The 24,131-nt window shown below is 61.7% G+C and carries 27 protein-coding genes; 15 read left to right on the top strand and 12 right to left on the bottom strand.

The features are described 5' to 3' along the window. The first annotated feature begins 6 nt into the window (after positions 1-6). The 3 genes from QRN54_RS04170 to QRN54_RS04160 all read left to right on the top strand — a co-directional run bounded on the left by QRN54_RS04170 (position 7) and on the right by QRN54_RS04160 (position 4,680). Entirely contained in the window at positions 7-969 is a 963-nt protein-coding gene (locus QRN54_RS04170) for an asparaginase (RefSeq protein WP_285181637.1), read from the top strand. 175 nt (positions 970-1,144) lie between these two features. Continuing rightward, complete coding sequence (locus tag QRN54_RS04165; protein ID WP_285181636.1) at positions 1,145-3,844, top strand: helix-turn-helix transcriptional regulator; 2,700 nt, start codon at positions 1,145-1,147, stop codon at positions 3,842-3,844. A 14-nt stretch (positions 3,845-3,858) separates the two neighbouring features. Next, entirely contained in the window at positions 3,859-4,680 is an 822-nt protein-coding gene (locus tag QRN54_RS04160; protein WP_003942972.1) for a hypothetical protein, read from the top strand. Here QRN54_RS04160 and QRN54_RS04155 read toward each other — a convergent pair. The 3 genes from QRN54_RS04155 to QRN54_RS04145 are packed head-to-tail and all read right to left on the bottom strand — an operon-like array spanning position 4,672 to position 7,757. Further along, the gene (locus QRN54_RS04155; protein WP_050655018.1) at positions 4,672-6,372 is read right to left on the bottom strand and encodes a SulP family inorganic anion transporter; all 1,701 of its coding nucleotides are present in this window, start codon (positions 6,370-6,372) and stop codon (positions 4,672-4,674) included. The genes QRN54_RS04160 and QRN54_RS04155 overlap by 9 nt on opposite strands. Beyond that, positions 6,369-7,082 carry a GAP family protein gene (locus tag QRN54_RS04150; protein ID WP_285181635.1) on the bottom strand — a complete coding sequence of 238 codons (714 nt, stop codon included), beginning with the start codon at positions 7,080-7,082 and terminating at the stop codon, positions 6,369-6,371. Before QRN54_RS04150 ends, QRN54_RS04155 begins: the two co-directional genes overlap by 4 nt. Positions 7,083-7,097: 15 nt before the next feature. After that, entirely contained in the window at positions 7,098-7,757 is a 660-nt protein-coding gene (locus tag QRN54_RS04145) for a GAP family protein (protein ID WP_007730384.1), read from the bottom strand. A 258-nt stretch (positions 7,758-8,015) separates the two neighbouring features. Here QRN54_RS04145 and QRN54_RS04140 point away from each other — a divergent pair, with 258 nt between their 5' ends. Further along, positions 8,016-8,228: a DUF8691 family protein gene (locus QRN54_RS04140; protein ID WP_003943015.1), complete on the top strand. Its 213-nt coding sequence runs from the start codon at positions 8,016-8,018 to the stop codon at positions 8,226-8,228. Positions 8,229-8,323: 95 nt separating this feature from the next. Here QRN54_RS04140 and QRN54_RS04135 read toward each other — a convergent pair whose 3' ends face one another. Beyond that, positions 8,324-8,740, bottom strand: a complete 417-nt coding sequence (locus QRN54_RS04135) for a DUF7144 family membrane protein (RefSeq protein WP_003943077.1) — start codon at positions 8,738-8,740, stop codon at positions 8,324-8,326. A 275-nt stretch (positions 8,741-9,015) separates the two neighbouring features. Here QRN54_RS04135 and QRN54_RS04130 point away from each other — a divergent pair, with 275 nt between their 5' ends. Beyond that, on the top strand, positions 9,016-9,168 hold the full coding sequence (locus QRN54_RS04130) for an SRPBCC family protein (protein WP_007730382.1): 153 nt from the start codon (positions 9,016-9,018) through the stop codon (positions 9,166-9,168). A 54-nt stretch (positions 9,169-9,222) separates the two neighbouring features. Here QRN54_RS04130 and QRN54_RS04125 read toward each other — a convergent pair whose 3' ends face one another. Further along, entirely contained in the window at positions 9,223-9,894 is a 672-nt protein-coding gene (locus QRN54_RS04125) for a cation efflux transmembrane domain-containing protein (protein WP_285181634.1), read from the bottom strand. After that, positions 9,894-10,238, bottom strand: a complete 345-nt coding sequence (locus tag QRN54_RS04120) for an ArsR/SmtB family transcription factor (protein WP_007730375.1) — start codon at positions 10,236-10,238, stop codon at positions 9,894-9,896. Before QRN54_RS04120 ends, QRN54_RS04125 begins: the two co-directional genes overlap by 1 nt. A 124-nt stretch (positions 10,239-10,362) precedes the next feature. Here QRN54_RS04120 and QRN54_RS04115 point away from each other — a divergent pair, with 124 nt between their 5' ends. Continuing rightward, positions 10,363-11,133 (top strand): acyl-[acyl-carrier-protein] thioesterase, encoded by a 771-nt coding sequence (locus tag QRN54_RS04115; protein WP_003943026.1) that lies wholly within the window; start codon positions 10,363-10,365, stop codon positions 11,131-11,133. Here the strand turns inward: QRN54_RS04115 and QRN54_RS04110 are convergent. Beyond that, complete coding sequence (locus tag QRN54_RS04110; protein WP_030536161.1) at positions 11,124-11,720, bottom strand: CHAP domain-containing protein; 597 nt, start codon at positions 11,718-11,720, stop codon at positions 11,124-11,126. The two genes, QRN54_RS04115 and QRN54_RS04110, sit on opposite strands and share 10 nt — an antisense overlap. Before the next feature lie 131 nt (positions 11,721-11,851). Here QRN54_RS04110 and QRN54_RS04105 point away from each other — a divergent pair, with 131 nt between their 5' ends. The 4 genes from QRN54_RS04105 (at position 11,852) to QRN54_RS04090 (ending at position 15,052) form a co-directional block, all read left to right on the top strand. Further along, positions 11,852-12,367: a toxin-antitoxin system HicB family antitoxin gene (locus QRN54_RS04105; RefSeq protein ID WP_007730367.1), complete on the top strand. Its 516-nt coding sequence runs from the start codon at positions 11,852-11,854 to the stop codon at positions 12,365-12,367. 65 nt (positions 12,368-12,432) lie between these two features. Further along, complete coding sequence (locus tag QRN54_RS04100; protein ID WP_165638441.1) at positions 12,433-13,308, top strand: DUF4097 family beta strand repeat-containing protein; 876 nt, start codon at positions 12,433-12,435, stop codon at positions 13,306-13,308. Between the two features lie 14 nt (positions 13,309-13,322). Beyond that, positions 13,323-14,264, top strand: coding sequence for an ATP-binding cassette domain-containing protein (locus tag QRN54_RS04095; RefSeq protein WP_165638442.1), 942 nt, complete (start codon positions 13,323-13,325; stop codon positions 14,262-14,264). Then, the gene (locus tag QRN54_RS04090; protein ID WP_054780764.1) at positions 14,261-15,052 is read left to right on the top strand and encodes an ABC transporter permease; all 792 of its coding nucleotides are present in this window, start codon (positions 14,261-14,263) and stop codon (positions 15,050-15,052) included. Before QRN54_RS04095 ends, QRN54_RS04090 begins: the two co-directional genes overlap by 4 nt. Here the strand turns inward: QRN54_RS04090 and QRN54_RS04085 are convergent. Further along, positions 15,007-15,801, bottom strand: coding sequence for a 2-phosphosulfolactate phosphatase (locus QRN54_RS04085; RefSeq protein ID WP_054780763.1), 795 nt, complete (start codon positions 15,799-15,801; stop codon positions 15,007-15,009). The genes QRN54_RS04090 and QRN54_RS04085 overlap by 46 nt on opposite strands. A gap of 12 nt (positions 15,802-15,813) precedes the next feature. Next, positions 15,814-16,641 (bottom strand): transglutaminase domain-containing protein, encoded by an 828-nt coding sequence (locus QRN54_RS04080; protein ID WP_030536164.1) that lies wholly within the window; start codon positions 16,639-16,641, stop codon positions 15,814-15,816. Between the two features lie 88 nt (positions 16,642-16,729). Here QRN54_RS04080 and QRN54_RS04075 point away from each other — a divergent pair, with 88 nt between their 5' ends. Then, the gene (locus tag QRN54_RS04075; protein ID WP_231917411.1) at positions 16,730-17,743 is read left to right on the top strand and encodes an ABC transporter substrate-binding protein; all 1,014 of its coding nucleotides are present in this window, start codon (positions 16,730-16,732) and stop codon (positions 17,741-17,743) included. On the opposite strand, the gene QRN54_RS04070 is transcribed toward QRN54_RS04075, so the two are convergent. Then, complete coding sequence (locus QRN54_RS04070; RefSeq protein ID WP_007730351.1) at positions 17,718-19,010, bottom strand: MFS transporter; 1,293 nt, start codon at positions 19,008-19,010, stop codon at positions 17,718-17,720. The genes QRN54_RS04075 and QRN54_RS04070 overlap by 26 nt on opposite strands. Positions 19,011-19,142: 132 nt before the next feature. Here QRN54_RS04070 and QRN54_RS04065 point away from each other — a divergent pair, with 132 nt between their 5' ends. Beyond that, a complete protein-coding gene (locus QRN54_RS04065; RefSeq protein WP_285181633.1) occupies positions 19,143-20,264 on the top strand; it encodes an endonuclease/exonuclease/phosphatase family protein in 1,122 nt (373 codons plus the stop codon). Here QRN54_RS04065 and QRN54_RS04060 read toward each other — a convergent pair. Further along, positions 20,235-21,314 carry an alpha/beta fold hydrolase gene (locus tag QRN54_RS04060; protein ID WP_063315498.1) on the bottom strand — a complete coding sequence of 360 codons (1,080 nt, stop codon included), beginning with the start codon at positions 21,312-21,314 and terminating at the stop codon, positions 20,235-20,237. The two genes, QRN54_RS04065 and QRN54_RS04060, sit on opposite strands and share 30 nt — an antisense overlap. Before the next feature lie 106 nt (positions 21,315-21,420). On the opposite strand from QRN54_RS04060, the gene QRN54_RS04055 reads away from it, so the two are divergent. Further along, on the top strand, positions 21,421-22,023 hold the full coding sequence (locus QRN54_RS04055; RefSeq protein ID WP_285181632.1) for a TetR/AcrR family transcriptional regulator: 603 nt from the start codon (positions 21,421-21,423) through the stop codon (positions 22,021-22,023). Here QRN54_RS04055 and pip read toward each other — a convergent pair. Then, positions 22,011-22,970, bottom strand: a complete 960-nt coding sequence (gene pip / locus QRN54_RS04050; protein ID WP_007730337.1) for a prolyl aminopeptidase — start codon at positions 22,968-22,970, stop codon at positions 22,011-22,013. The two genes, QRN54_RS04055 and pip, sit on opposite strands and share 13 nt — an antisense overlap. A 101-nt stretch (positions 22,971-23,071) precedes the next feature. Here pip and QRN54_RS04045 point away from each other — a divergent pair, with 101 nt between their 5' ends. Both QRN54_RS04045 and QRN54_RS04040 read left to right on the top strand, forming a co-directional pair. Further along, positions 23,072-23,530 (top strand): hypothetical protein, encoded by a 459-nt coding sequence (locus tag QRN54_RS04045; RefSeq protein ID WP_003942982.1) that lies wholly within the window; start codon positions 23,072-23,074, stop codon positions 23,528-23,530. Positions 23,531-23,534: 4 nt separating this feature from the next. Continuing rightward, complete coding sequence (locus QRN54_RS04040) at positions 23,535-24,131, top strand: hypothetical protein (protein WP_063315497.1); 597 nt, start codon at positions 23,535-23,537, stop codon at positions 24,129-24,131.

Raw genomic sequence — 24,131 nt, 5'->3', positions numbered from 1 at the left:
ACCACAGTGTCGAAAGTCGCAGTTGTCACTACCGGTGGCACCATCGCCAGCATCCGGGATGCGCATGGAATCAGCCGGCCCGCAATCACCGGTGCAGATCTGGTCGGCAACGAGCAGAACGACATCGAGCTTCGAGTCGTCGACGTGATGTCGAAGGACAGCTCGAGCATGACCTTCGCGGACATGGATCGTGTTCGCGACGCCGTAGCCGATCAATTGAAAGATCCCGGACTCGACTCGGTGGTCGTGCTTCACGGCACCGACACGATGGAGGAAACTGCGTTCTTGTTGGACCTGCACCACGACGACCAACGCCCGGTGGTCTTCACCGGCGCGCAGCGCACTTTCGACCATCCCGAATCCGACGCTCGTTCGAATCTCGCCGCGGCGATCTCAGCCGGACTGGACATCTCGTCACACGGGCGTGGTGTCCTCATCGCCTTCGGCGGTTCGGTCCATCCAGCCGCAGGTACGCGAAAGTCCGATACAACGGCACTCGATGCCTTCCGCCGCGTGCACATCGATCCGCTCCTGCTGCGCACGCCAGAACCATTGCCGTGGCATCCGATTTCGGATACCCGCGTCGACATCATCGCCGTGTATCCCGGGGCAGACCGCGTACAGATCGACGCCTGCGTGCACGCCGGGGCGCAGGGACTTGTTCTCGACGGACTCGGTTCGGGAAATGCCAATCCGACGATAGTCGAGGCCGTACGAGACTGCGTAGGCGCTCACATTCCGGTAGCCGTGACAACTCGGGTGCCCTCGGGGCCAATCTCCCCGGTTTACGGTGGCGGTGGTGGCGGGCACGACTTGATCGCCGCAGGCGCTGTATTTTCCACCGATCTTCGAGCCGGGCAGGCACGTGTACTTCTGGCAGCCTTGTTGTCAGATCCGGATCTCGTGGGCCTGGAAAAGGTATTCGACCGCTATTCGAGGTTTGCTCGCACCCCGCCGTTCGGGCGGTAGAACTGGCGACACCATTCATTGTTCGAAATTCACTCCACTAAATCAGGGACTTTGGTCCGAATTTTCGACTTGGACGCTTATTTGGTGTCCGAATTGGGTAGTTTCACATCATCTAACTCGTTCAAAATTTCGATCCAGCGGTCACGTCCAGTGCAGCCAGTCGAACAGGAGTCGGATGAGCAGCCCATTTCGTGATGCCGCTGCAGTAACGCTCGACGCGTCTCACCGCGTCGGGCAAGCGCACGTGCCAGGCGCCGCACTCAACGGTCGTTTTCACCCGCCAACTGCCGTGAAAGGACTGGTCGCGCGTCCGCGCCTGCACCGCAAACTCACCGCATCCACTGCCACCAAAGGCTCAGGCCCCGGGCCTGTCGGGTTGCTCTCGGCTCCGGCCGGTGCGGGGAAGACCCTACTTCTGGCCGATTGGGCTCGCGAATATTCTCGAGCCTCCCCTGATGTTGCGCTGGCCTGGCTGACGTTGGCCGAGCGCGACAACAACGTGTCGATACTGTGTGAATCCCTCGCCGAGGCGATCGCGACCTCCGTCGATGCGGCCGGCCAGAGGCTCCCCGTGCAGACCGGATCCAGGCCGCCCGTCGAGCAGTGGCTCGCGCACTTTGCGGAAACCCTCGAAACGCACGAGCGCCGAACAACGTTGATCCTCGACGACGTTCACACCCTCCACGATCCGATGTCGATCGGTCTCCTCGATCGGATACTCACACAGACCCCGGGCAACCTGTCGATTATCGTTGCCGCCCGCTACGAACCACCGCTCACGTGGCATCGTCTGGCTCTCGACGGCCGACTCACCCGCTTTGCATCCACCGATCTCGCTTTCGATCGCTCCGAGATCACCGCGATATTCGGCGAGTACGACATCACGCTGCGCGACGACGAACTCGCAATCGTCGAGAACTTCACCAAGGGGTGGGGCGCCGTCGTTCGCCTGACCGCCGCGTTTCTGGCCGGCCGCAGTGACATCGGCGATGCACTGGACGAGTTCACGCACACACCCCGCCCGATCGCCGACTTTCTCGTCGACGAGGTACTGACGTCCTTGCCCGAACATGTCACCTCGTTCATGTTGCGAACATCGGTAGTCGATTCTTTCTCCGCCCAACTGGCGGAAACTCTGACGGACTCGAACGCTCGATCCGAGATCGACTCGCTGATTCAGTTCAACTTCCCCGTGACCCGTACCGATTCCGCCGACCACACAACGTGGTTCAGCTATCACCCTCTCTTGCGCGAGCACCTTCGGGCAGAGTTCCGTCGCGTCGATCACATCGAGAGAAACCGCGTACACCTGCGAGCAGCAAGCTGGTTCGAAAGCAATCACTTCGAACTCGAGGCGCTCGAACTCGAGGTGTCGATCGGAGACCCACACCGCATTCTCGCGTTTCTCGAACGCTGCGGGCTGGGCCTCGTACTCGACGGGCACTGCGGGGACGTCGTGCGAGTCCTGGAATCGGTGTCGACGCAGGTTTCGGAATCCCCGATCACCCGACTGGTGCTGGCGGCGGCCGCCCTCCACTCCGGTGACGTGACCTCGGCGACCACGTGCCTCGATCTTCTCGAGGCAACTCATCCACCGATTGCAGAAGATCCATTGTTCCTGGCGATGAGCCTGGAAATCTCCTGCGTTACGGCGACTTCCGACAACGAGCCGCTGGCGGCACGTCTGGAGCGGCGTCAGAAAAGCACCCACTCCGACATCGAAGCCTACGCACACATGGAATTGGCGACGGCACACTTACTGCGACGTGAGTTCGACAGGGCGACTGTCGAATACACTCAAGCCGTCGCACTCGGGACAATACGGGGCAGGGCGCGATTCGTCTTGAAGTCGCTGACCGGACTGGGCTACGTAGCTTCTCTCAGCGGAGACATCGGGGCGATGAGGGCTCACTCCGTCTACGCACTCGACTACGCGGTCGAACATCGCATCACGACGACTGCGGAGTACGAGTTGTCCGCGTCGGTGGCCGCCTTTGCCACATATCTCTGCGCTTCGAGCGAACTGCCGTACCGCATCCCGACAATCGGAAACTACCGGAGCACAGACGTTCTCGGCGCCAGCGCGCCGGTGTTCGGGTGGCACTCCGTCGTAACCTTCGGCCTTCACAGTCTCGACGGCTCGACCGACCGACGCTCGACCGCCGCCGATGTTCGCGACGCGATGCTCAGCGCGATCGAATTACGTACCTTTGCGTTCGCGACCTTGGCTCTTCTACCACCCGTCGTCCACGCATGCCTTTCCGTCGGCGAAGTGGAATGGGCAGCGAGACTCGTGCGTGACGCAGCCGATCAATTCGGAGAAACGTCGGAGATACATCTCGCACGGGGTGCCGTCGCCTTCTCATCCAACAAGTTCGCGGAAGCACTCGTCGAAGTTTCCGAAGCTCTCGGGTCCTCCGAAATCCCGTTGCTCGCACATCACGTCTACGCCTGGACACTCGAAGCCGGGATCCACGCTGCAACAGGTCACGAGCGCAAGTCGTTTCGCTCCCTCCACAAAGCGCTGCGCGCCGCGGAAGCCGGTAGCCTGCTACGCCCCTTCCTCGACTACGGCGCATCCCTGCGACCGGTGTTCGACGAGTTCAGTGGACATTTCGGCGATCAGGAAGCATTTGCCGAACAGGTACGTAGCCGCATTCGCCCACAAGAATTGGTGAGTGCACCGATCCTCACGCCAGGCGAATACACCGTGCTCCGTGAACTGGCTTCCGGAGACACCACCGAGTCCATTGCCGACACGCTGTTCCTTTCCGTCAACACCATCAAGACGCATCTTCGCGGGATCTATCGCAAGTTGGAAGTGAGCAACCGACGCGACGCGCTCAAGGCTGCGCGACGCGGCGGACTCATCTGAGCAAGACTGCTTCCATGCCCCCGAAGCTGTATTCCGATACGCGCGATCGATTGACCGTGTGGGCGCGACGTACACCCAGTCGACGGTTGGCGACTGATGCAACCATCGGGGTCTTCGAAGTCGGGCTCGTGGACAGCGCCATGACTTTGGCGGCCCAGGCCTTTACGTCATTGCTCCCGGTCATGATTGCAGCGTCGACCTTGGAGAAGCTGAAGCCGTTGGCTGATGCCGCCAAAGACGACCTCGGCGTCCAACTCCCCGACACCGTATTGACCAGTACCTCTACCGCGGCAGCGTTCGGGATTGTCGGCTTGCTCATGCTGCTGATCAGTTCCACGTCCTACGCTCGCGCTCTCGGCCGGATGTACGGACGGATCTGGAGCGTGCCGACGGCGACACTCCGTCAGGCGTGGCGGTGGTTCGCGGTAGTGTGCGTCGTGGCCGCGTCGGTGGTCGGTGCGGCCCTGTGCCGTGAACTGAATGGTGTTCCGGGAGTGGGCAGAGTCCTGGAATTCACAGCGGTCTACGTCGTGTGGGCACTCGTGTGGACAGCCGTGCCCATGCTGCTGACGGCCAATCGCATGACCACTCGAATGTGCGTCGGGTCAGGATTGCTCACCGCGACGGGCCTGACCGGACTGCACGTGGCCGGCACTCTTTTCCTCCCCCGAATGACAAAGACGTCGCAGGACGAGTTCGGTCTTCTGGGCGTGATGTTCACCGTCATCGGCTGGCTGTTCATCTTCTCGGCCATCGTGGTTGTCGCGTCGTCGATCGTCGGATCAGTGGCCAAAGATTCCGGTCCCCTGGGAATCTGGCTACGGACATCACGCTGAGGTGTTGTCTCGACCTGCAAGCGCTTTCGAGACGGTCGGATAGACGTCGACCTTCAGCGCGCCCTGGTCGGCACCGGACAGAACGTCGCGGAACTGCCCGATGTCGCGTGCCACTCGGAAGCTCACATTTCTGCGTGCCAACGAATCTCGAAGCTGAGCCAACATCTGCGCAGCGCTGACGTCGATGAACGGTGACGTCTCGGCGTCGAGAACGACCATGGTGGTGCCGGCGGTCACCAGACCGGTGATCTGATCACGCACGTGATCGGCATTGGCGAAGAACATCCCCGCTTCGACCCTGACCACTACGACGCCGTCGAGTGTCTTCAGATCAGGATGCCCACTGATGTCGACCCAGCGCGTGCCGTCCTTGGCCAGAGCGGCCACGTGCGGTTTGGAGACCCGATACAGGAGCAGCAACATCGAGACGGCGATTCCGATGATCAGACCGGGCAACGTGTCGAAGAGGAGAACCCCGAACATCGCCGCGATCGCCGCGGCGAAATCGGCCCGGGCAGCGTGCCCGTAGATACTGCCCAACCTCTTCGTCCACACCCGGTACAGCGCTGCGAGGGAGGAGAAATCGACCAGTTCGATCACTGCTGCGATGACCACAGCCGAGAGCGTCGCCTCTGGCAACTTCTCGAACAGGCCGGTGAGAAACAGCAGTGTCACCAGCGTCAGCGCCGCGACCACCAGTCCGCTGACCTGAGATTTGGCGCCCGCTCCTCCGTTGACGGCGGTCTTCGACAGGCTGCCGTTGACCACCATTCCCGAGCAGAGACCCGATCCGAGATTGGCCGCACCCAGTCCTGCCAGTTCACGATTGGCGTCGATGGTGTAGCCGGCTTTGGCCGCGTATGTCTTTGCAGCGCCAAGACCTTCGGCGAAACCGATGAGCAGAACGCCGACCGCAGGTCCGACCAGGTCGAGGTAGTCCTCGGCTCCCACACCACTCGGCAGACCCATCGACGGCAGGCCCGAGTCGATGTGTCCGACAATGTCGATGCCACGATCGTCGAGGCCGAACAACGCTACTGCGGTAATGCCCAGCAGCACGACGAGGAGCGAACCCGGTACGAGCGGAAGCCATCGCTTGACGCCCAGGACCATTGCCAGGCTGAGCAATCCGATGATCACGGTCGGTAGGTCGACCTCACCCAGTTCCTTCACCACTGTCCACGTCTGGACGAAGAAGTTTCCCTCCCCCTTGTCCACGCCCAGGAGTTTGGGTACTTGACCGATGATGATCGTGAGCGCCAGACCGACGATGAATCCCTTGAGAACCGGCTCGGAGATGAAGGACGCGATGAATCCGAGGCGCATGAATCCTGCGAGCAGTCCGACGAGCCCGGTCACGATCGCCAATGCCGCCGATAGCGCGATGAATCGGCCGTCGTTTCCTGAAGCCAATGGCGCGATCATCGCCGCGGACAACGCTGCCGTCGCCGACATCGGCCCGACGATCAGATGGCGCGAACTGCCGGCTGCTGCATACAGAATCAATGACGGAACCGCAGCATAAAGCCCGACCACCGGCGGAACTCCGGCGATGGTGGCGTACGCGAGCGCTTCCGGAACAAGGACAGCCCACACCGTAAGGCCCGCAATGATGTCGGGGCGAAGCCAAGCGCGTTGATAGTCGGACAACGATCCGAAGACCCACCAGGTCCGCGTGTGCGGAGCACTCATAGTCCTTGCACCCCTTTACTGATCTGTATCGCCGCGATCAGGACGAGGAGCCCGACGTTCAGCAAGTGCGTGTTGGTGGCTATCCAGGTGCGGATCTTCAGCAGCGGTTCGGTTGCCTCGTCCTTCTTGATCAGCAGGAGGGCAACAGGTACCGCGACCGAGGTCACGGACACCAACGAGAAGATCACGGCCGAGACGATCTGCGACGTCGGTGCCACGGTGCTGAGACGAAGGTTCATCGCTGCTGCGATGGCACACGACATGTCGATGGGGTTGAGAACGAACAGCGCGAAACCGAGCACACCGGATCGCATTGGTTGGAAGTGCTCAACCGATTGCAGCATCTTCGGCAGCTGAGGGGCCGCAGCCACAACGTCGCCAGGGGCAACTGCAGCCGCCATCGCCTGAACCCCGCGACGACTGCGTGAGTAGACGAACCAGGCACCCGCCAGCAGAGTTGCCCCGAGAACGAGATGGATGATGGGCACCCACAGCGGAGGGTGTGTGCGCTGATGAACCTGGAGTGCGGTCAAGATGACGTACGAACCGGCCAGCGCGACAACTATTCCGAGATACCACCCGATCAGGTACGCAATGCTGTTGATACGCGCTCGTTCGGAAAACAGTACGGCCACAACGGCGACAACCGCCAGCGGGCTCATGATGATCCCGAGCGCCAGCGGGATCTGTTGCAGTAGCAGCGATCCCATAACTACCTCCAGTTGTCAGAGACCGCCGATGCCCTTGCCGATGAGAACAACACCGATAACCAGGATCAACACACTCATCACCGTGGCGTTGTTTTCCTGCAACCACACCTTCAGCTTGGCCAGCGGACCACGCAGTCGCTCCGCGGCAACGAGGTAGCCGATCACGGGCACGCACACTGTGCAGGCCGCGATGATCGTGAAAACCAGAATGGCGACAACAACTTCTCCGGAGCCCAATGACGCGGATCCGATCGAGATTCCGGCCGCGATACACATCATCAGATTCTTCGGATTGATCGCAGCCAGAGCGAAGCCCAAACCGAGGCCTTTGACAGCGGTCATGTCATCGATGGCGTGCATCCACTTCGGGGTTTCGTGCTCGCCTCCGCGTCCGCGCCATTGCTTGACTCCGAACGCAAGAAGCAATACACCCAACGCCAGCTTGATCCACGACACTGTCGCTGACGGATCACCTTCGGAGTCACCGAGCTTGCTGGATAGAAGCACGAAGATCACGGTGGCGACGACGATTCCCAGTATCCAGCCCAGCGCGAACCCGACGCTCGTGCTGCCGGCACGCTTGGACAACAACATCAAGATTGCCGCGATGATCGGGATCGGCGATACCGCAACGCCGACCGCGAGGGGTAACAGATCCCCGATGACAGATCCCATGCCGACCTCTTCTCTCTCCCGGTCGACACTAGGGGTGGCGACTCTACGGAGCCTCACACAAAAGGGATGAACGGACCCGCGACGACATTCACCCGTAGGGGATGACGCCCCGAGCGCGTACGGGAGTAAGACTGGATCCCACGGATGCGGAGTCCTGGATCGGGCAGCGACGCCGATTGCACTTGACGACATGCGATTTCGAGGCTCGGAGCGCTGCCTTCTCGAACCTCATGGCCCTACGAAATGGAGCGGATACTGATGAATGCTCCCACTCGGTATCAATTCCTCATCGACGGCGAAGTGTCGGACCGCGTCAAGGCCGCATTTCCTGAACTCAGTGTCGCCAGTGCCGCCGGCGGGTTCACCAGTTTGTACGGACCCGTCGCGGACCACACGGCTATGCGGAGCATCATGGCCCGTCTCGATTCCCTCGGCCTGACCGTCGCCGAAATGCGTCGACTCCCAGACTGATCCGAGCCACACCCTGTCGAAATGTCCCACGCACGAGCGATGGTCCCGACCGAGTCGACTCGGTCGGGACCAACTGCTCTCGGGTTGTTCGGTGCCTAGACTCTGTCCCTGTCCCAGGTCGCGACCGCCCAGATCACAACGACATCGAGCGCGATGACCAGGATCGACCACAGTGGGTAATACGGCATCCACAAGAAGTTGGCGATGATCGAGAGCGACGCAATGACGATTGCCGCCGCCCTGGCCCACACTGCACCGGTGAAGAGGCCGAGGGCCACCACGATCCCGATGATGCCCAAGATGATGTGGATCCAACCCCACGTCGTGATGTCGAACTTGTACGTGTAGTTGATACCCACGACAAACAGATTGTTGTCGGCAACGGCCGCGATGCCCTGAAGCAGAGCGACAATGCCTGCGGTGAGCAGCAGGATTGCTGCTGCAAACGTCGTACCTACCGCGAAACCCTGCCGGACAGGGTGATTCGCGGGTTCCCGCGGTGGAGCAGTCATCAGCGTTCCTTTCGACAGAATGCACTTCCCTTACTCAGTCTCGAGGGGCTGGAAGGCGAAAACATCACCCGTCGCGGATGAACCGCAGGTCACCGACCCGTACCCGTTTGCCGGGATCGCAAACCAGGCCTGACACCCTTTTCCTCGACTGAACACAGGCTGTGGCGTACTTGTGGGGGTGTTCACTCAGCTGAACCTGTGCCCACTCAGCAGTAGTCGCACTCGTCATCGCTCTCCGACACGTCTTCGACGTTCAGCCGGGTGGGTGGACGCGGATGCATGACCGCTTCACGGTTACGGCCCCCTTCGGGGCGCTCGGACACCTGGCACTGAGGTTGGCTGTCGGCCCGTATCTGCGGCGCCTTCTCGAGCAACGCGCCGCGCACATCAAGGGCCGCGCAGAAGTCGGCACGCCTTTCATCGAGTGAACACCCGCTCTGACGCACCGCAGGGGGTGCTCACTCGACAAAACCTGTGTTCACTCAGCAGCAGTCGCACTCGTCACCGCTCTCGGGCGCAGCCACAACCGGGCAGCACGGATCACCCTTCCACGCGTTGATGCCTTCCTTCACCGCGATGACGGCGATGACCAGTGCAGCAATCGGATCCGCCCACGACCAGCCGAGCAGCGAGTTGAGCAGCAAACCGACCAACAAGACAGCAGAGAGGTAAGTGCAGAGCAGCGTCTGCTTCGAATCCGCGACCGCCGACAGCGAACCCAACTCCCGACCGGCTCGGCGTTGCGCATAGGACAGGGCCGGCATGATCGCCAAACTCACCGCAGCCAAGAGTATTCCGACGCTCGTGTGCCGAGCTTCACCCAGACCGAACAGCGACCGAATCGCGTCGAACGAGACGTACGCAGCGAGCCCGAAGAACGAGAATGCGATCACTCGCAGTGCCGTCTTCTCACGGCTCGTCGGATCCGGCGCCGAGAACTGCCAGGCAACAGCTGCCGCCGAGGACACTTCGATCACCGAATCAAGGCCGAAACCGAACAGTGCTGCGGACGACACCCGTGTGCCCTCCGCCAGCGCGATGATCGCTTCGACGACGTTGTAGCTGATCGTGATCGCCACGAAGATGCGAATTCTTCTCGACAAGAGCGCACGCCGGTCAGTCGAGAGCCCGACACCGTCAACGGGCGCAACCATCAGCAGCACCCCTCTGATTCGCTGTCCGGGCAGTACGACGGATCCACCGCGAGTACGACCCCGAGCAGGTCGTCGAGGGCCCGACCGATATGTACATCGGCGAGTTCGTATCTGGTCCGGCGCCCTTCCGGGACGGCCACCACCAAGCCGCAACCGCGCAGGCACGCCAGATGGTTGGACAGCTTCTGCCTGGTCACAGCCAGCGTTTCAGCGAGGTCGGACGGATACCGCGGTGCGGTCTTCAGTTCGAGCAGTATCCGTGTCCGAGTCTCGTCGGACAGTGCATGCCCGAACCTCGCAAGCACCGCCACGTTGGTCACCACATCTACGCCCTCGATATCCATACGTGCGACAGTACATCGAAAACTGGATTCAGAAAACGATGAACTCCGATGGTTCAAGATCCCACCATCGGGTAACGCAAGCGTGAAGCCACCCAATCAGGCGAACACCGGGAGCCCACATCCGATGAACCGTACAAAAGTCGACGACCACGTAGCGATGGCCGAACTACCGACAACCGGAAGCATCTTCCAGGCCTCGTGGCCGGTGCGTACGGGTGACATCCACACCGACAAACAACTGCGCCTCGACGCGATCGCGCGCTACCTCCAAGACGCGGGCTTCGACAATCTCGTCGACCGCGGCGCCATGGATACACACCCGCTGTGGATGGTACGAAGAACGGTGATCGATGTACTCGAGCCGGTCGTCTGGCCGGATCGAGTTCACCTGCAGCGCTGGTGTTCAGGCCTGTCGAACAAGTGGTGTTCGATGCGAGTTCGCATCAGATCCGATGGCGGCGGGTTGATCGAAACCGAGGCGTTCTGGATCAACATCGACCCGAAGACGGGAATGCCGGCATCCATCAGTGAGAAGTTCACCGCCGCCCTGGCATCTACGGCCGTGGACCAGCATCTTCACTGGCGTCGGTGGATCGACCCGACCCCGGACACGACGCCGTCAGCGGATACGCCGTTCCCGTTGCGCTCGAGCGATTTCGACCCCTTCGATCACGTGAACAACGCAATCTACTGGCAGCCCGTGGAAGATGCGCTGCCCGACAGATTACGAAGCGGGCCCTTTCGCGCGATCCTCGAGTACACCCAGCCGATCAAGAGAGGTGAGCAGGTGAGCGTGCGAACCGGCACGAACACGCTGCACATCGACGCAGGCGACGAGGCACGTGCGTCGGCGCGGTGGTTCGCCTTGTCTCCGAAGAGCAACGATCAGGGGTGAAGTTTTCCGAATCCCACGACGGCAGAGTCGGATTGCCAGTCCAGATCATGAACCCGCACCTTGCCGAACTCGTTGCCGCCAACCGTGATCGCAGAGTTGCCGTCCACTGCCACAACGATGTTGGTGTGCTGACCGACCCATCTCGAACTGTCGTAGATCACCACATCACCCACATTCGGGGTGTACCCGCTGCCGTTCTCGGCGTACGCGCCGATCCCTTGGTAATACTCCTGCAAGGTGTACACACCCGGGATGCGCCAACTTCCGGAGTTCGGGTTGGACAACGGTCGACCCGCTTCCCTCATGATCCAGCTGACAAAGTCGGCGCACCACTCTTCGTCGATGCCGTCGGAATAGAAGGTGCCCGGACGGTCCTGCTCATGCTCGGATTGCAGTAGCTCGAGCACCCGACCTTGATCAGACGTGAGCGCACTCGCGTCCACCGCCGGGAACTCAGCCGTGTCCCAGGGCAGGTACCGCGATGGTGCGATCGCGACGACCACCACCCCAACCACGATCACGACGCCGAGCACCCCGGCAATCCAGAGCACGATGCGGCGTCGGCGGTTCGATTCGGCAGGACTCACCCTTACGAGTGTGCCAGCCTGCCGCGGACCGAATCGCCAACCACCCCGATGACCTGGCAATTCTCACCAAATTCACACGAATGTGCCACCAAACTATTGCGGTGGCACCAAAGTGGTGCCATAGTGATGCCATGGACTTGACACCGTACGTAGACAACCTTCGCCACGAACTCGCGGTGGCGGCCGAAGCAGGCGGAGAAGACGCAAAGGCACTCGCCGATCGTTTGACCGCACCGCTGGAATCAGCAGTGCGACTCACCCTTCTCGACGCATTGTCTGCGGCAGCCGCCGAGATCACGCGTGACCTCGCCCCGGGTTCGGTGGACCTGCGCCTGCGGGGACGCGAACCCGAATTCGTGGTGGCACCAGCCATCAGTGAACCGGTTCCAGCCCCCGTCGAAGAGGACCCGACTCCGGCACCGCGCCCCGTCACGGAGTCCGACGACGCCTCGATGACTCGAATCAACCTGCGGCTGGGGCAAGACCTCAAAGACCGGATCGAGGCGGCGGCCCGGGAAGCCGGTATCTCCGTCAACGCGTGGCTGGTTCGCTCGGCTGCAACGGCTCTGGAAGGCGGCGCGAACAGAAGCACTCCGAGACAGCGCACGTCCCAAGGTTCCGAAAGCTTCAGCGGCTGGGTGCACTGACACCGGCTTCATCTTTCGCACCACCCTCTTTCATCAACCGAGACAACCTCATCGGGAGTATCACCATGCCTACATTCAGCACACCTGACCCCATCACCTTGAACTTCGACGTGGCAGTCGCACACATCCGGATCACGGCGAGCAGCCGCAACGACACTGTCGTGGAAGTGTTGCCCAGCAACTCGTCTCGCGAGGTCGACGTTCGAGTCGCCGAACAAACACGCGTCGAATTCGCAGGTGGCCGGCTGCAGATCAAGACTCCGAAACAGCGCGGCCTCGGCATCTTCGGGAAGACAGGATCTGTGGACATCTCCGTTCAGCTTCCCTCCGGCTCGGAACTCGAAGGCACTGCTGCAGTTGCCAACCTCCGTAGCGAAGGCACTCTCGGACGAACACGGGTGAAGGTTTCCGCGGGCGATTGCACACTGGAAACCACCGGGCCGCTCAACATCAGCACCGGGGCCGGCGCGATCATCGTCGAGCACGTGGCCGGTGACATCGACACGAGCACCGGGTCCGGAAGCATCCGCATCGGCCGCGTCGACGGCAACGCGGAGGTCAAGAACTCCAACGGCGACATCAACATCGGCACGATCACCGGCGCACTGAAGGCGAAGACCGCCAACGGCAGTGTCGCCGTCGAGCACGCCGAATCCGACGCGAGCGCCGCAACCGCCAACGGCGACATCCGTTTCGAGACCATCGAGAGTGGAGTCGTATCCGCCAAGACGGCCGCCGGGCGAATCCATATCGGCGTTCGATCCGGAACCGCCGCACGATTCGACGCTCATACGTCCTTCGGCCGCGTCGACAACCAGATGAATGCCACGCACGGTCCGGCTTCCACTGAACGCCGGGTAGACGTCCGGGCACACACCAGCTACGGCGACATCGTCATTCGACGTTCGGAGCCCCGAGAAGAATCCAACAAGAAGATCTAGCGAAAGGAACGCTGATGTCCCGTAAACCAGCCATCACCGCGACGGGCCTGAAGAAGGCCTACGACGACAAGACGGTACTGGACGGAATCGACATCTCCGTCGACCGCGGAACCGTCTTTGCGCTCCTCGGCCCCAACGGCGCCGGCAAGACCACCATGGTGGAAATTCTCTCGACCCTCGTTCCGGCAGACGGCGGCAACATCCGCATCGCCGGGTACAACCCTTCCGACGATCCCGACGCGGTGCGTTCGCGCATCGGCGTCACCGGGCAGTTCTCAGCGGTCGACGACTATCTGTCCGGTGAGGAAAACCTTCTCCTCATGGCCGACCTGCACCATCTCGGCAAGGACGAACGTCGAACGCGCACTGACGAACTCCTGGAGAAGTTCGATCTGATCGACTCCGCGGACAAGCTGGCGTCGACCTACTCGGGCGGCATGCGTCGACGGCTCGACCTGGCAATGACGTTGATCGGGGGGCCGGAGATCATCTTCCTGGACGAACCCACCACCGGTCTCGACCCCCGGAGTCGACGCACCATGTGGCAGATCATCCGGGAGTTGGTCGAGGGCGGTGTCACCATCTTCCTCACGACGCAATACCTCGAGGAAGCCGATCAGCTGGCCGACCACATCGCCGTCCTCGATCAGGGACGGATCGTCGCCCAAGGTACGGCAGCGGAACTCAAACGGCACATCCCCGGCGGCCACATTCGTCTTCACTTCTTCGACCGAGATCAGCTCGATTCTGCTGCAGCTGTTTTCGACGAATCATCACGTGACGATGCCGCCTACGTCCTCCAGGTCCCCAGCGACGGGGGTGTCCGCTCGCTGCGCTCTCTTCTCGACCAACTCGACGCTCACTCGATCGACGTCAAGGAACTCTCCGTGCACACACCCGACCTGGACGACGTGTTCCTGACTCTGACCGCCACCGAAAGGACCGACGCGCGATGACCACCATGACGCTTGCCTATCAGGACTCGAAAACCATGCTGCGTCGCAGCATTCGACACATCCTTCGATATCCGTCGATGACGGTGATGCTCGTCGGAATGCCAGTCGTTTTCCTACTGCTGTTCGTCTACGTGCTCGGCGGAACGCTCGGGAACGGCCTCGGCCCCGGCGGTGGCGGCCGAGCCGAGTATGTCAATTACGTTGCACCGGCGATTATTCTGATGACCGTGGCATCAGCGGCACAAGGTACTGCCATCTCCGTCGCAACCGATATGACCGCCGGGATCATTGCACGATTCCGAACGATGGCGATCACGCGCACGTCCGTCCTGACCGGTCACGTTCTCGGCAGCCTCCTTCAGACGATCGTGAGCCTCGTTGTCGTCATCGCCGTAGCGATAGCCGTCGGCTTCCGGCCCACTGCAGGCTTCGTGGAGTGGGCCGCGACGTTTGCACTCCTCGTCCTGGTCTCCATCGCCATGATCTGGTTGTCGGTCGCCTTCGGCCTCGTCAGCAAGAGTGTCGAGACGGCCAGCAACCTTCCAATGGTGTTGATCCTCTTGCCGTTCCTGGGAAGCGGCTTTGTCCCCACCGACTCGATGCCGACCGTGTTGCGATGGTTTGCCGAGTATCAGCCGTTCACTCCGATCATCGAGACTCTTCGAGGACTTCTTCTCGGCGAAGCCATCGGAAACAACGCGATACTCGCGATCGGATGGTGCGTCGCAATCACCTTCCTCTCCTACCTCTGGGCACGGAGTTTGTTCAACCGACGCCCGGTGCGCTGACCTCGAAACACACGATCTTCGAGAACGGGTACGGTGTCGCTGTCGTCGAGTTCCGAGGCGATGGCGACGTCGTGTGGAAACCCCATGGCGATCAACTCACGTCCTGAGGCACAGTCCCGCAGGCGGTCCTCGTACGAATCCGCCACCGCCGCCCACGCATCCGCCGCCATCCGAGCCTCGGGCGATACGTGGCCGTCCCAACCAGCAGCGGTCAGCGCCGTGACAACCGCACCGGCACCCCACAGATCCTCCACCGCCGGGCGCAACTCTCCACCGGGCCACTTCTCCCCGGATGCGACTATCGCAACCCGCGATCCCGGACCATGTTCGTGCACAATCCAATCCGCGACGGCATAAGCGTTCCTCAAGGAAGCGCCGACACACACCGCAACCTCGGACGCCAACGCAAACGCGATAGTCGACCCGTTCGGAGACGGCAGCACCAGCCGACTTGGCGCCTCGGTCTCGCGAATCGTCTTGGGAGACAGACTGATCTGACCCTCTCTGGCCACACTTCGCCGTACAGCCAGAACCGCATCGGCATCACGCGCGTAGTCGACCGCACTCTCGTCATTCCAGGAAAAGGGAAGTACGTCGATTCCCGCGTCGGCGGCAACGCTCAGCGTCGTCGTGAACGAGAGAACGTCTACCACCACTGCCACATCGACGCCGGCAGCAATCGCTTCGGCGCCGCGCAACCCCCAGTCGAATCGAAGTCCGTAATCGAGTTGGCGATGCTCCGGATTCATCGCACCAGCATCTCAGAAACGAATCAGCTTGTCCGGCACGCGCAAGTCATCGTGCTCGTACAGTGCTCGCACGGCAACGGGATCGTCGGCGGCGCACACCGCGGCGACATCGTCCAACAGTAGGTCGTAGTCGGCGCCTGTCTTTCCGTCGTAGGCGTCCGTCATACGACCCCACTCGTCCCACGGCAGAGTTTCGACCTTGTTCATCGCGGCAAGATCCTTCACTGCGTTGCCGCGGATCTCGGCAGGCCCCCAGTTCTCGGTGCCGTACACCCCGAACTGGGACCCGTCGATCACGCCGCGTCGATACGCCAGCCACGCCTCACCACCACTGAGGAATTCTCCCGGCTGCAGGTTATGGGCGTGAGGAAGGACGTTTTGTCCGAGGATCTCCGAATCGATGCGGATCCACCGCTTGCCGGCGTCGTCCCAGTACTCGGTGATCCAGTGGTCCACGCCCTGTCCCGGTTGAAAGTAGGTGGCAAAACCACAGCGGACGCGAGCGGCAATTCCGCGATAGCGCAGAAACGCACAACTCAAAACAGCAAAGTGCCGACAGGTTCCGACGAGCCGCTTGTCGGGTTCTCGGGCGGAGGTCACCGGTGCCGGATCGAGCGCAAGCAGGCGTTGAAGCAGAACGCTTGCCGGCCGGATCTGGTTTTCGTCGAATCGGTCGGTGGGCAGATTCAGCGACCGTGCATCGGTGGGTTGGACCACCAGGTACGGCACTACCCGGCATATTTGCATGGGGTCGGTGGGGAGCGACTCGAGGGCGAGCATGTCCACCCCGTCGATGCGGGTGAACGGTCCTGCTGATGTGTAGTCGAGAACCGCCGTCATGGGCGGAGGTTAACAAACACTGCCGACACAGCAACTCCACTATGGTTAGGGTCCCATAACCATGAAACCCGAGGTTGCCGTGAACCCTATGTTGAGCCGCCGTGCCATGCTGTCCGTCACCTTCGCAACAGCAGCCGGTTTCGCCCTTGCTGCCTGCGGCGACAGTGCGAAAGACGAATCCACTCCCGGCACCGAAGGTGCTCACGCCGAGGTCAACGCCTTCCCGGTGACGATCGACCACAAGTTCGGCTCCACCACCATCGAGCAGGCACCCAGCCGCATCGCAGCGGTCGGTATCGGCGACGCGGACGTTTTGCTTTCCCTCGGGCTGACGCCCGTCCTGGTCCCGGTGTGGAAGGGATCGACCGACGACGGAATCGGCGTCTGGGCCGACTCCGCAGTCCAGGGCGCCGAGCCGACGCCATTGGCCAACGCCACCACCGATTTCGACATCGAAACGATCGTGGCTGCAGCGCCTGACCTGATCATCGCCGTCAACAACGCGATCGACGAGGATCTGTACAAGCAGCTCAGCGCCATCGCGCCGACGGTGCTGCACGCCGCCGATCAGACGGATTGGGTTCTGCCCTGGCAGGAAGTCACGACCCGCATCGGTACGGCTGTGGGCGTTCCCGCGCAGGCAAAGAAGGAGGTCCAGGAAGTCGAAGACCTCATCGTTCGCACCCGCGCGGAGAACCCCCAGTTCGAAGGCAAGACAGCAGCTCTCGTCATTCGCTGGAGCGACGGAAATCTGCGAGCGTTCAGCCCCGAGGCAGCGCGGGCTCAGCTGCTCACGCAATTGGGATTCACGGCGCCTGCCGCACTGAAGGATCGGTTCGCGGGCAAGCTGAACTACGAGATCTCCGCCGAGAACTACGACCTCCTCGAGTGCGACTACCTGCTCTTCGACAACTACGAGAAGGCTCGCGCCGAGATGGAGTCGCAGCCGGCGTTCACCAATCTGAACGTGGTCGAGACCGGAGGCCTGATCAGCTTGGACCCCATCGTCAGTGACGCGGTGTCCATGCCGAACCCACTCACCATTCCGTTTGTGCTGGAAGATTTCGTCGCAAAGATCAATCAGACGATCGCTGGTCGATAACTTTCGTTCGGCCTGACCACACCCACAACACCACAGCCGACACGGCCACGCAGAGCGCAACGATCACCCATGGTGACGCCGGCGCTGCGTGGCCGTTGTCGACGAGGTCGTACACGAATCCGACTCCCACGGTTCCCAGGAGCGCGAGCAGACCGCCGATCGTGTTGAGCATGCCGAAGTGCGCTCCGAGGTTGCTTTCACGACCGAGGATCGCGATGGTGTCTCGCATCGGCGGCACCATCAACATCTGTCCCAGGTGCAGCAGCCCGATCCACACCGCCAGACCGACTATCTGCGTCGACGCCGAAGCTGCGGAGTCGACGCCGGTGACCAGCGGAACCAGGAACGACACCGAAATGAGCACAAGCCCGAAGGTGATCGCGCGCCGATGCCCGATGCGGTGGGCAACCGCGACCGTCGGTCCCTGCCCGACGATCACCAACACCGCCGCGCCCACGTAGAACCATCCCAGCGCCGACTGCGAACCGATTCCGCGCTCGAGCTGTTCCGGAAGCATCAGGTACAGCTGGCTGTACGCAACCAGCTGAAAACTGCAGAGCGTCGCGAAGAGCAGAAAGTTGTTGTTGGTCAGGACACTTCGCCAGACGTCGCGCAGCGTATAGGTCGACACCGGGCCGTCGTGGGCATCGCCCGGTCGGGGGAACCAGATGAAGAACCCGACCCACATGATCGCAAAGAGCAACGCGGCGCTCGACGCCGTCCACGAGAACGGAAACATCAGGAGAGCAGCTCCCAGCGCCGGACCGATCACGGTTCCCAGGCGGCTGCACATCTGTTCCACTGCAAACAAATCGGTACGACGCATAACTCCGGCGGACTCGAGTTCGCGTCCGTACTCCGCGTTGGCCGACTCCACTGCGGGCGCGAAGAGCGCGGCAGCAAAGCCGACCAGGAGCACGCCGACGATCACGGCGCTCATGCTTTCTGCCAGACCGAGCATCAGAAAACCGACCACACGAACGGCTATGCCCAGCAGGATGATCGGACGCTTGCCGAACCTGTCGGCGAGGCTTCCACCGATGAAGAACATGCCCTGCTGACTGAACATCCGCAATCCGAGGACGAGGCCGACAATCCAGGCCGCAAATCCGAGGTCCTCCGAAAGGTGCACCGCCAGAAAGGGGACAACCAGATAGAACCCGATGTTGAACAGCACCATCGAGAGGAGGAGCAGCTTCACCACCGGCGGCAGGACACGAACCTTCGCGAAGGTCTTGTTACCGGGGAAACGCTCACTGAGTACCACGATCAGAAGACTATTGCCCGCACGGCGTTCTGTGGAAATCTGCCATTTTACAATTGGTTAACTGTCCGTTTAGGTAGCGATGGTAATCATCTTCCGGGGGTTCGAGCACACGACAACGAGAGCCGGGATTTGATGAATGGATTGACGCGCCGCCAGATGGTCAAGGCGATGGCGGTAGCCGCGGGCACAGTCACCGCGAGCGCATTTACATTGGGTGCCAATACCTCCGTCGCGGGGGCGAGCCCCGCGCAGGAGATCAAAGTGCTCTCCCTCAACACCTGGCACGGCGGAACCAAGATCAACGGTGGCCTGCAGCTGATCGCCGACATGATCATCTCGACACAGGCGTCGATAGTTCTCCTGTCGGAAGCCGGCACTGCGACAACTGCATTGGCCGACATGCTGACCAAATCAGCAACCACCTTCTACGGAGCAGCGTCCTCCGACGTGGGGATTCTCTCCAAGTTTCCGATCGAGGAAACAGCCGACCTGAACTCGATGATCAAGGCAGTCGTGACGGTCGACGGTAAACAAATCGCTGCTTACTCGGCACATCTGGCCTACACGTCCTACGCGACGTATCTACCGCGCGGATACGGCGCGGGTGTTCCCAAGCCCGGAGAGTTCTCCGAGTTCGGTTGGAACAAGATGCCGTCCGGTCCGGTCACGGACCCCGAGACGGTTCAGCGTGTGAACATCAATTCGGGACGACCCAAGGCAATTTCGACGTTCGTCGACGATGCGGCACAAGAACGGGCCAAGGGCAGATCCGTCATCCTCGGTGGCGATTTCAACGAACCGTCGGCCCTGGATTGGACCGACAGCACGCGAAATCTGTTCGACCACAACGGTGTAGTCGTTCCTTGGGAATCCACCCGCCTGCTCGACCAAGCCGGATTCGTCGACGCTTACCGCAGTAAGTACCCGAACCCGGCCACACACCCGGGCTTCACCTGGCCGTCCGACAATCCCGACGTCGACACCTCACAGCTCACCTGGGCACCCGAGGCAGACGAACGCGATCGGATCGACTACATCTTCGCCGACCGCGCTTCCGACCTGAAGCTGGGATCCGTCGGGATCATCGGCCCGCGAAAGACGATCGTGCACAACAAAAGAGTGGAGGAGAACTCCCAGGACAACTTCATCGCTTCACCGACGCCGTGGCCGACCGATCACAAGGCCGTTCTTGCGACGTATCGTTTTGCCAGCTTCGGCGGCGGATCATCGACCGGTTCGTGGAGCGGTTCCTGACAGGGCATCTCGTAGCCACTCGATCATCATCGGCGTCAACTCGGGCAGCTTGGTCACTGCGCAGTGCCCCGCATCCGGGATGACGTGTACCTGAGTGTTCGGGCGCTCCTCGAAGAGAGTGGTGTCCGAGAGCGGGATGTGAACGTCGTCGGCCCCGTTGACCACAAGCATCGGGGTCCGGCCGTCGTCGGCGGTCATCAAGACACTGCGATCGAAAGCACGCAGACCCTGTACCAGCGCCTCTTTGGTTGCCGGTGCATCGAAACCCAGTGCGTTTCCGACGATGTCACCCATGCCGTAGACCAGGCGCTCCGCGTTCGCGGTCTCGAACGCGCCCTTGACCGGGGCGCCGATGTTGATCACCGCATCGACGGCGCCGGTCAACCCCGACCGCACGGCGAAGTTGCCACCGAAGGAGACTCCCAGGTGTGCCACCTGGCCATTGCCGAGGGCGCGAGCCGTCGCCACCAGTCCGTCGATCACCTCGTCACCGAAAGCGTCGAGAGGAACCGGTGATTCACCAGTTCCCGGCTGGTCGAAGGCAACAACAGTCACTCCGGCGTTCTTCGCGAACGCACTGACCAACGGATGCATGTCCATCTTCCAGCCGTCGACGCCGCCGCTGAGCAACAGGACGGGTGCATCCTCGTACCTCCCGTCCACGGAGAGAATGTGCACCGGTAGCTCGATCTCGCCGGATCGGTAGGGCAGGGACAGGATTCGACGCTCGAACTCGAGCCCGAATCCCGGTGCTGCCTTGACGTATTCGTCCACCTGATTCTGCAGGGCCCGGCGCCGCGAATCGTTGGCCAGGACGGGGAACTTGGCGATTCCGTAGATCATCGCCGCGAGTGAATGATTGCCGGCCGCGGAGTACTTTGCTGCCAACGCCGACCACTCGTACGACCAACCACCCGGCGCGTCGGCCCAGGTCGAGTGGATGGACGCGCGCAGTTCCTCGAGATCCGAGACGGGGAGCCCGAAGCTCAGAAACTGTCCTGTGCGCTCTTCGAAGAGGCCTCGGTGATCGACAGGAAATTCGTATGACATGGGAAAACACCCCTCAATTCATCTCTAATGCAACGATCAGTTGCATTAGCTCAGTGAACCACGTGCCTCCAGCTAACACAACACCTTGTTGCGATAAGGTTGGCTCATGACTTCGACACCACAACGGCCCGGAGGGCGTAGTGCCAGGGTGCGCGAGGCCGTCCTGGCAGCCACGGCGGCCGAATTGTCCGAACGCGGATTCGCGGCGATGACTATCGAGGACATAGCCGCCCGCTCCGGAGTCCACAAGACCACGATCTACCGGCGGTGGAGCACGCTGTCCCAGTTGGTGGCCGACGCGGCGATCGAGGTATCGGCAACCACCGTCCCCATCCCGGATACCGGTTCCATCGAATCCGACCTGCGCGAGATGGCCAGATCGATAGTCGCACTGGTGACCAGCGAGTCGGGCGGCGCGTTGGTGGCTGCACTGTTCTCCGACGCGGTCCGCACGCCCGAGGTCGCGAGACTCAAGCGCGAGTTCTATTCCGCACGTTACGAACTGGCAGACATCGTCGTCCGCCGAGCAGTCGAGCGCGGGGAGATCTCCGAGAAGGTCTCGGCCGCTGATCTTCTGGCGGCCGTCGCCGCACCCATCTACTATCGCCTGCTGGTCGCCGATCTACCCGTCGACCAGTCGGTTGCCGATCGTGCTGCTGCCGGCGCGCTCGCTGCGGCCCGCGCCGGGGCATTCGATCAGGCCGAATGAGCCAGTGAATTCAGCGCTTCCACGATTGCCTCGTTGAATCCGCTGCCGCCATGCCCGGCGCCGTCGAGTACCACCAACTCACTACCCGGCCAACGCCGGTGGATCGCCCAGGCAGTGTCGAGTGGCCCGGAAATGTCATACCGTCCGTGCACGAGAATCGCGGGAATCTCAGCGAGACGGTCCATTCCGTCCAATATCTGATTCGGCGCCAGGAAGCAGTCGTTACCCCAGTAATGCGTAACCAGCCTGGTCATCACCCGGCGGAAGTCCGGATTCTGGTATCGAACACTCGGAGTCCACCCCGGCATCAGCGACACGTGCACGTCTTCCCAACGGCACCACTGCAACGCGGCATTCTCGCGCACAACAGGATCCGGATCGGCAAGCAGTCGCGCGTACGCCGCGGGGAGGTTTCCGTCACGCTCGTCCACCGGCAACGGCGCCACGAACTCTTCCCATTCACGCGGAAATACCCGGCCCATGGCACGGGTGATCCACTCGATTTCGACCCTCGTCCCGCCGGTGATCGCGCCCAGGGCCATCGCTTGCACCCGCGCGGGAAACGCCTGCGCGTACACCAGACCCAAACTCACGCCCCAGGAAAGTCCCGTCACGATCCATCGCTCGATACCGAGATGCTCACGAAGACGCTCGATGTCTTCCACAATGTGCGCCGTGGTGTTCACGGTCAGATCGACGTCCGGACTGCTCGCTAGCGGAAGACTGCGCCCACAGCCTCGCTGATCGAACAGAACTGCGCGAAAGACTTCGGGATCGAAGAAACGCCTGGCGCCGACAGTGCATCCCGAACCAGGACCGCCGTGGAGGTAGAGAACCGGAATGCCCGCCGGATTGCCGACTGTCTCCCAGTACAGACTCTGACCGTCCGCCACTTCCAACAGCCCCGACTCGTACGGCTCGACGGGCGGGTACAGGACAGCAGTCATAGGCGGTGATTCTTCCATCAAGCTACCTACTCGAGTAGGCAGCACGCGGCCGAGCAATGGCCTAGCGTGGACAGGACACCACTGCGACGGGAGTACACCAGATGCGTGATGGGTTCAGGTTGCCGGGATACGGCGGCGCCGCAGTCTTCCTTCGCAGTCATGCGGTTCCCGCCACTGTCTTCGAATCCGACGTACCCACACTCGTTTTCGACGTCGGGCTGCTCAGCCCCGACCGCTTCAATCAGTATCTCAGCCGACATACGGACGACGGATTCGTCGAACGGCTGGCGGCGTTCTTCTTTCACGCGGCCGCAGACTTCCATCCCGAGAAATCGCTTCCGGCGTTCACCGACGAACGACTCGGGCTGATGATCTCGGTCTGTTCCAGCACCGATCGAGAGGTGGAACTCGACTTCTCACTCGCCGAGGATCCCGAATCGGAGGACACCGAACGCGACGAGATGACCTTCGAGACAAGCCGAGTCGTCCTCGCGACCTCGGCGCAGACGGTTTCTCGACTGACCGGTGGAGTAACCACCCACTTCGACGGGGAGTTGTAGAGACATGGGTTTTCTCTTCGAGGTTCTCGATTTTCCCGAAGGCAGTCGGATGACCGATCTGTGGAACAACACATGGGCTGAGCCGGCAATGGGCGAGGAGATTGCCTCCGGCCACTTCATTCATCTGGGCGACGATCAACACGTCGACGTGGAGACCGATTTTCTCAGTAGCCACCTACCGTTCAACGTGGCAGGCTTCGGTGGAGTCTTTCCCGACGGCAAACCTTGGATGTTCGTCATGCAGAAGGCGCCGGCGGACCTCGCGACCAAGCTTCGCGGCGAGGACGATCCGCACTCACTTCTGCGCGGATCACTCGACCGCGCCATGTCTTTCAACCCTGATGCACTGGTGGCCGAGGAATTGTCCTGGAGGCACGCCGATCTGGTGAAGGTGTACGACGAAGAGGGAATCCCTGCGGTATCCGTCGCGGGCTGGTCGGTTGCGGATCTCCTGCGTGGCCTCTTGGCGCAGTGTTGCAACGTCGAACTTGCCGCCGTCGTCGCCGGATACCCAGAGTGCGCCTATCCCGAATCGGCGCATGCGTGCGAAGCGGACGTGTTCTCAGACGTGTTCGCCGGTTGGGTCAGCGGACTGCGGTGA

It is taken from the genome of Rhodococcus sp. MEB032 (assembly GCF_030208925.1).
Lineage (GTDB): Bacteria > Actinomycetota > Actinomycetes > Mycobacteriales > Mycobacteriaceae > Rhodococcus_F > Rhodococcus_F qingshengii.
Note: the sequence above shows the minus strand (reverse complement) of the source record. Positions and strands in the feature narration are given on the sequence as shown.

Coding starts and splice junctions, on each gene's coding strand:
- QRN54_RS04165 (WP_285181636.1), top strand. CDS start 1,145: ATGAGCAGCCCATTTCGTGATGCCGCTGCAGTAACGCTCGACGCGTCT.
- QRN54_RS04160 (WP_003942972.1), top strand. CDS start 3,859: ATGCCCCCGAAGCTGTATTCCGATACGCGCGATCGATTGACCGTGTGG.
- QRN54_RS04155 (WP_050655018.1), bottom strand. CDS start 6,372: ATGAGTGCTCCGCACACGCGGACCTGGTGGGTCTTCGGATCGTTGTCC.
- QRN54_RS04150 (WP_285181635.1), bottom strand. CDS start 7,082: ATGGGATCGCTGCTACTGCAACAGATCCCGCTGGCGCTCGGGATCATC.
- QRN54_RS04145 (WP_007730384.1), bottom strand. CDS start 7,757: ATGGGATCTGTCATCGGGGATCTGTTACCCCTCGCGGTCGGCGTTGCG.
- QRN54_RS04140 (WP_003943015.1), top strand. CDS start 8,016: ATGAATGCTCCCACTCGGTATCAATTCCTCATCGACGGCGAAGTGTCG.
- QRN54_RS04135 (WP_003943077.1), bottom strand. CDS start 8,740: ATGACTGCTCCACCGCGGGAACCCGCGAATCACCCTGTCCGGCAGGGT.
- QRN54_RS04130 (WP_007730382.1), top strand. CDS start 9,016: ATGCATGACCGCTTCACGGTTACGGCCCCCTTCGGGGCGCTCGGACAC.
- QRN54_RS04125 (WP_285181634.1), bottom strand. CDS start 9,894: ATGGTTGCGCCCGTTGACGGTGTCGGGCTCTCGACTGACCGGCGTGCG.
- QRN54_RS04120 (WP_007730375.1), bottom strand. CDS start 10,238: ATGGATATCGAGGGCGTAGATGTGGTGACCAACGTGGCGGTGCTTGCG.
- QRN54_RS04115 (WP_003943026.1), top strand. CDS start 10,363: ATGAACCGTACAAAAGTCGACGACCACGTAGCGATGGCCGAACTACCG.
- QRN54_RS04105 (WP_007730367.1), top strand. CDS start 11,852: ATGGACTTGACACCGTACGTAGACAACCTTCGCCACGAACTCGCGGTG.
- QRN54_RS04100 (WP_165638441.1), top strand. CDS start 12,433: ATGCCTACATTCAGCACACCTGACCCCATCACCTTGAACTTCGACGTG.
- QRN54_RS04095 (WP_165638442.1), top strand. CDS start 13,323: ATGTCCCGTAAACCAGCCATCACCGCGACGGGCCTGAAGAAGGCCTAC.
- QRN54_RS04090 (WP_054780764.1), top strand. CDS start 14,261: ATGACCACCATGACGCTTGCCTATCAGGACTCGAAAACCATGCTGCGT.
- QRN54_RS04085 (WP_054780763.1), bottom strand. CDS start 15,801: ATGAATCCGGAGCATCGCCAACTCGATTACGGACTTCGATTCGACTGG.
- QRN54_RS04080 (WP_030536164.1), bottom strand. CDS start 16,641: ATGACGGCGGTTCTCGACTACACATCAGCAGGACCGTTCACCCGCATC.
- QRN54_RS04075 (WP_231917411.1), top strand. CDS start 16,730: ATGTTGAGCCGCCGTGCCATGCTGTCCGTCACCTTCGCAACAGCAGCC.
- QRN54_RS04065 (WP_285181633.1), top strand. CDS start 19,143: ATGAATGGATTGACGCGCCGCCAGATGGTCAAGGCGATGGCGGTAGCC.
- QRN54_RS04060 (WP_063315498.1), bottom strand. CDS start 21,314: ATGTCATACGAATTTCCTGTCGATCACCGAGGCCTCTTCGAAGAGCGC.
- QRN54_RS04055 (WP_285181632.1), top strand. CDS start 21,421: ATGACTTCGACACCACAACGGCCCGGAGGGCGTAGTGCCAGGGTGCGC.
- pip (WP_007730337.1), bottom strand. CDS start 22,970: ATGACTGCTGTCCTGTACCCGCCCGTCGAGCCGTACGAGTCGGGGCTG.
- QRN54_RS04045 (WP_003942982.1), top strand. CDS start 23,072: ATGCGTGATGGGTTCAGGTTGCCGGGATACGGCGGCGCCGCAGTCTTC.
- QRN54_RS04040 (WP_063315497.1), top strand. CDS start 23,535: ATGGGTTTTCTCTTCGAGGTTCTCGATTTTCCCGAAGGCAGTCGGATG.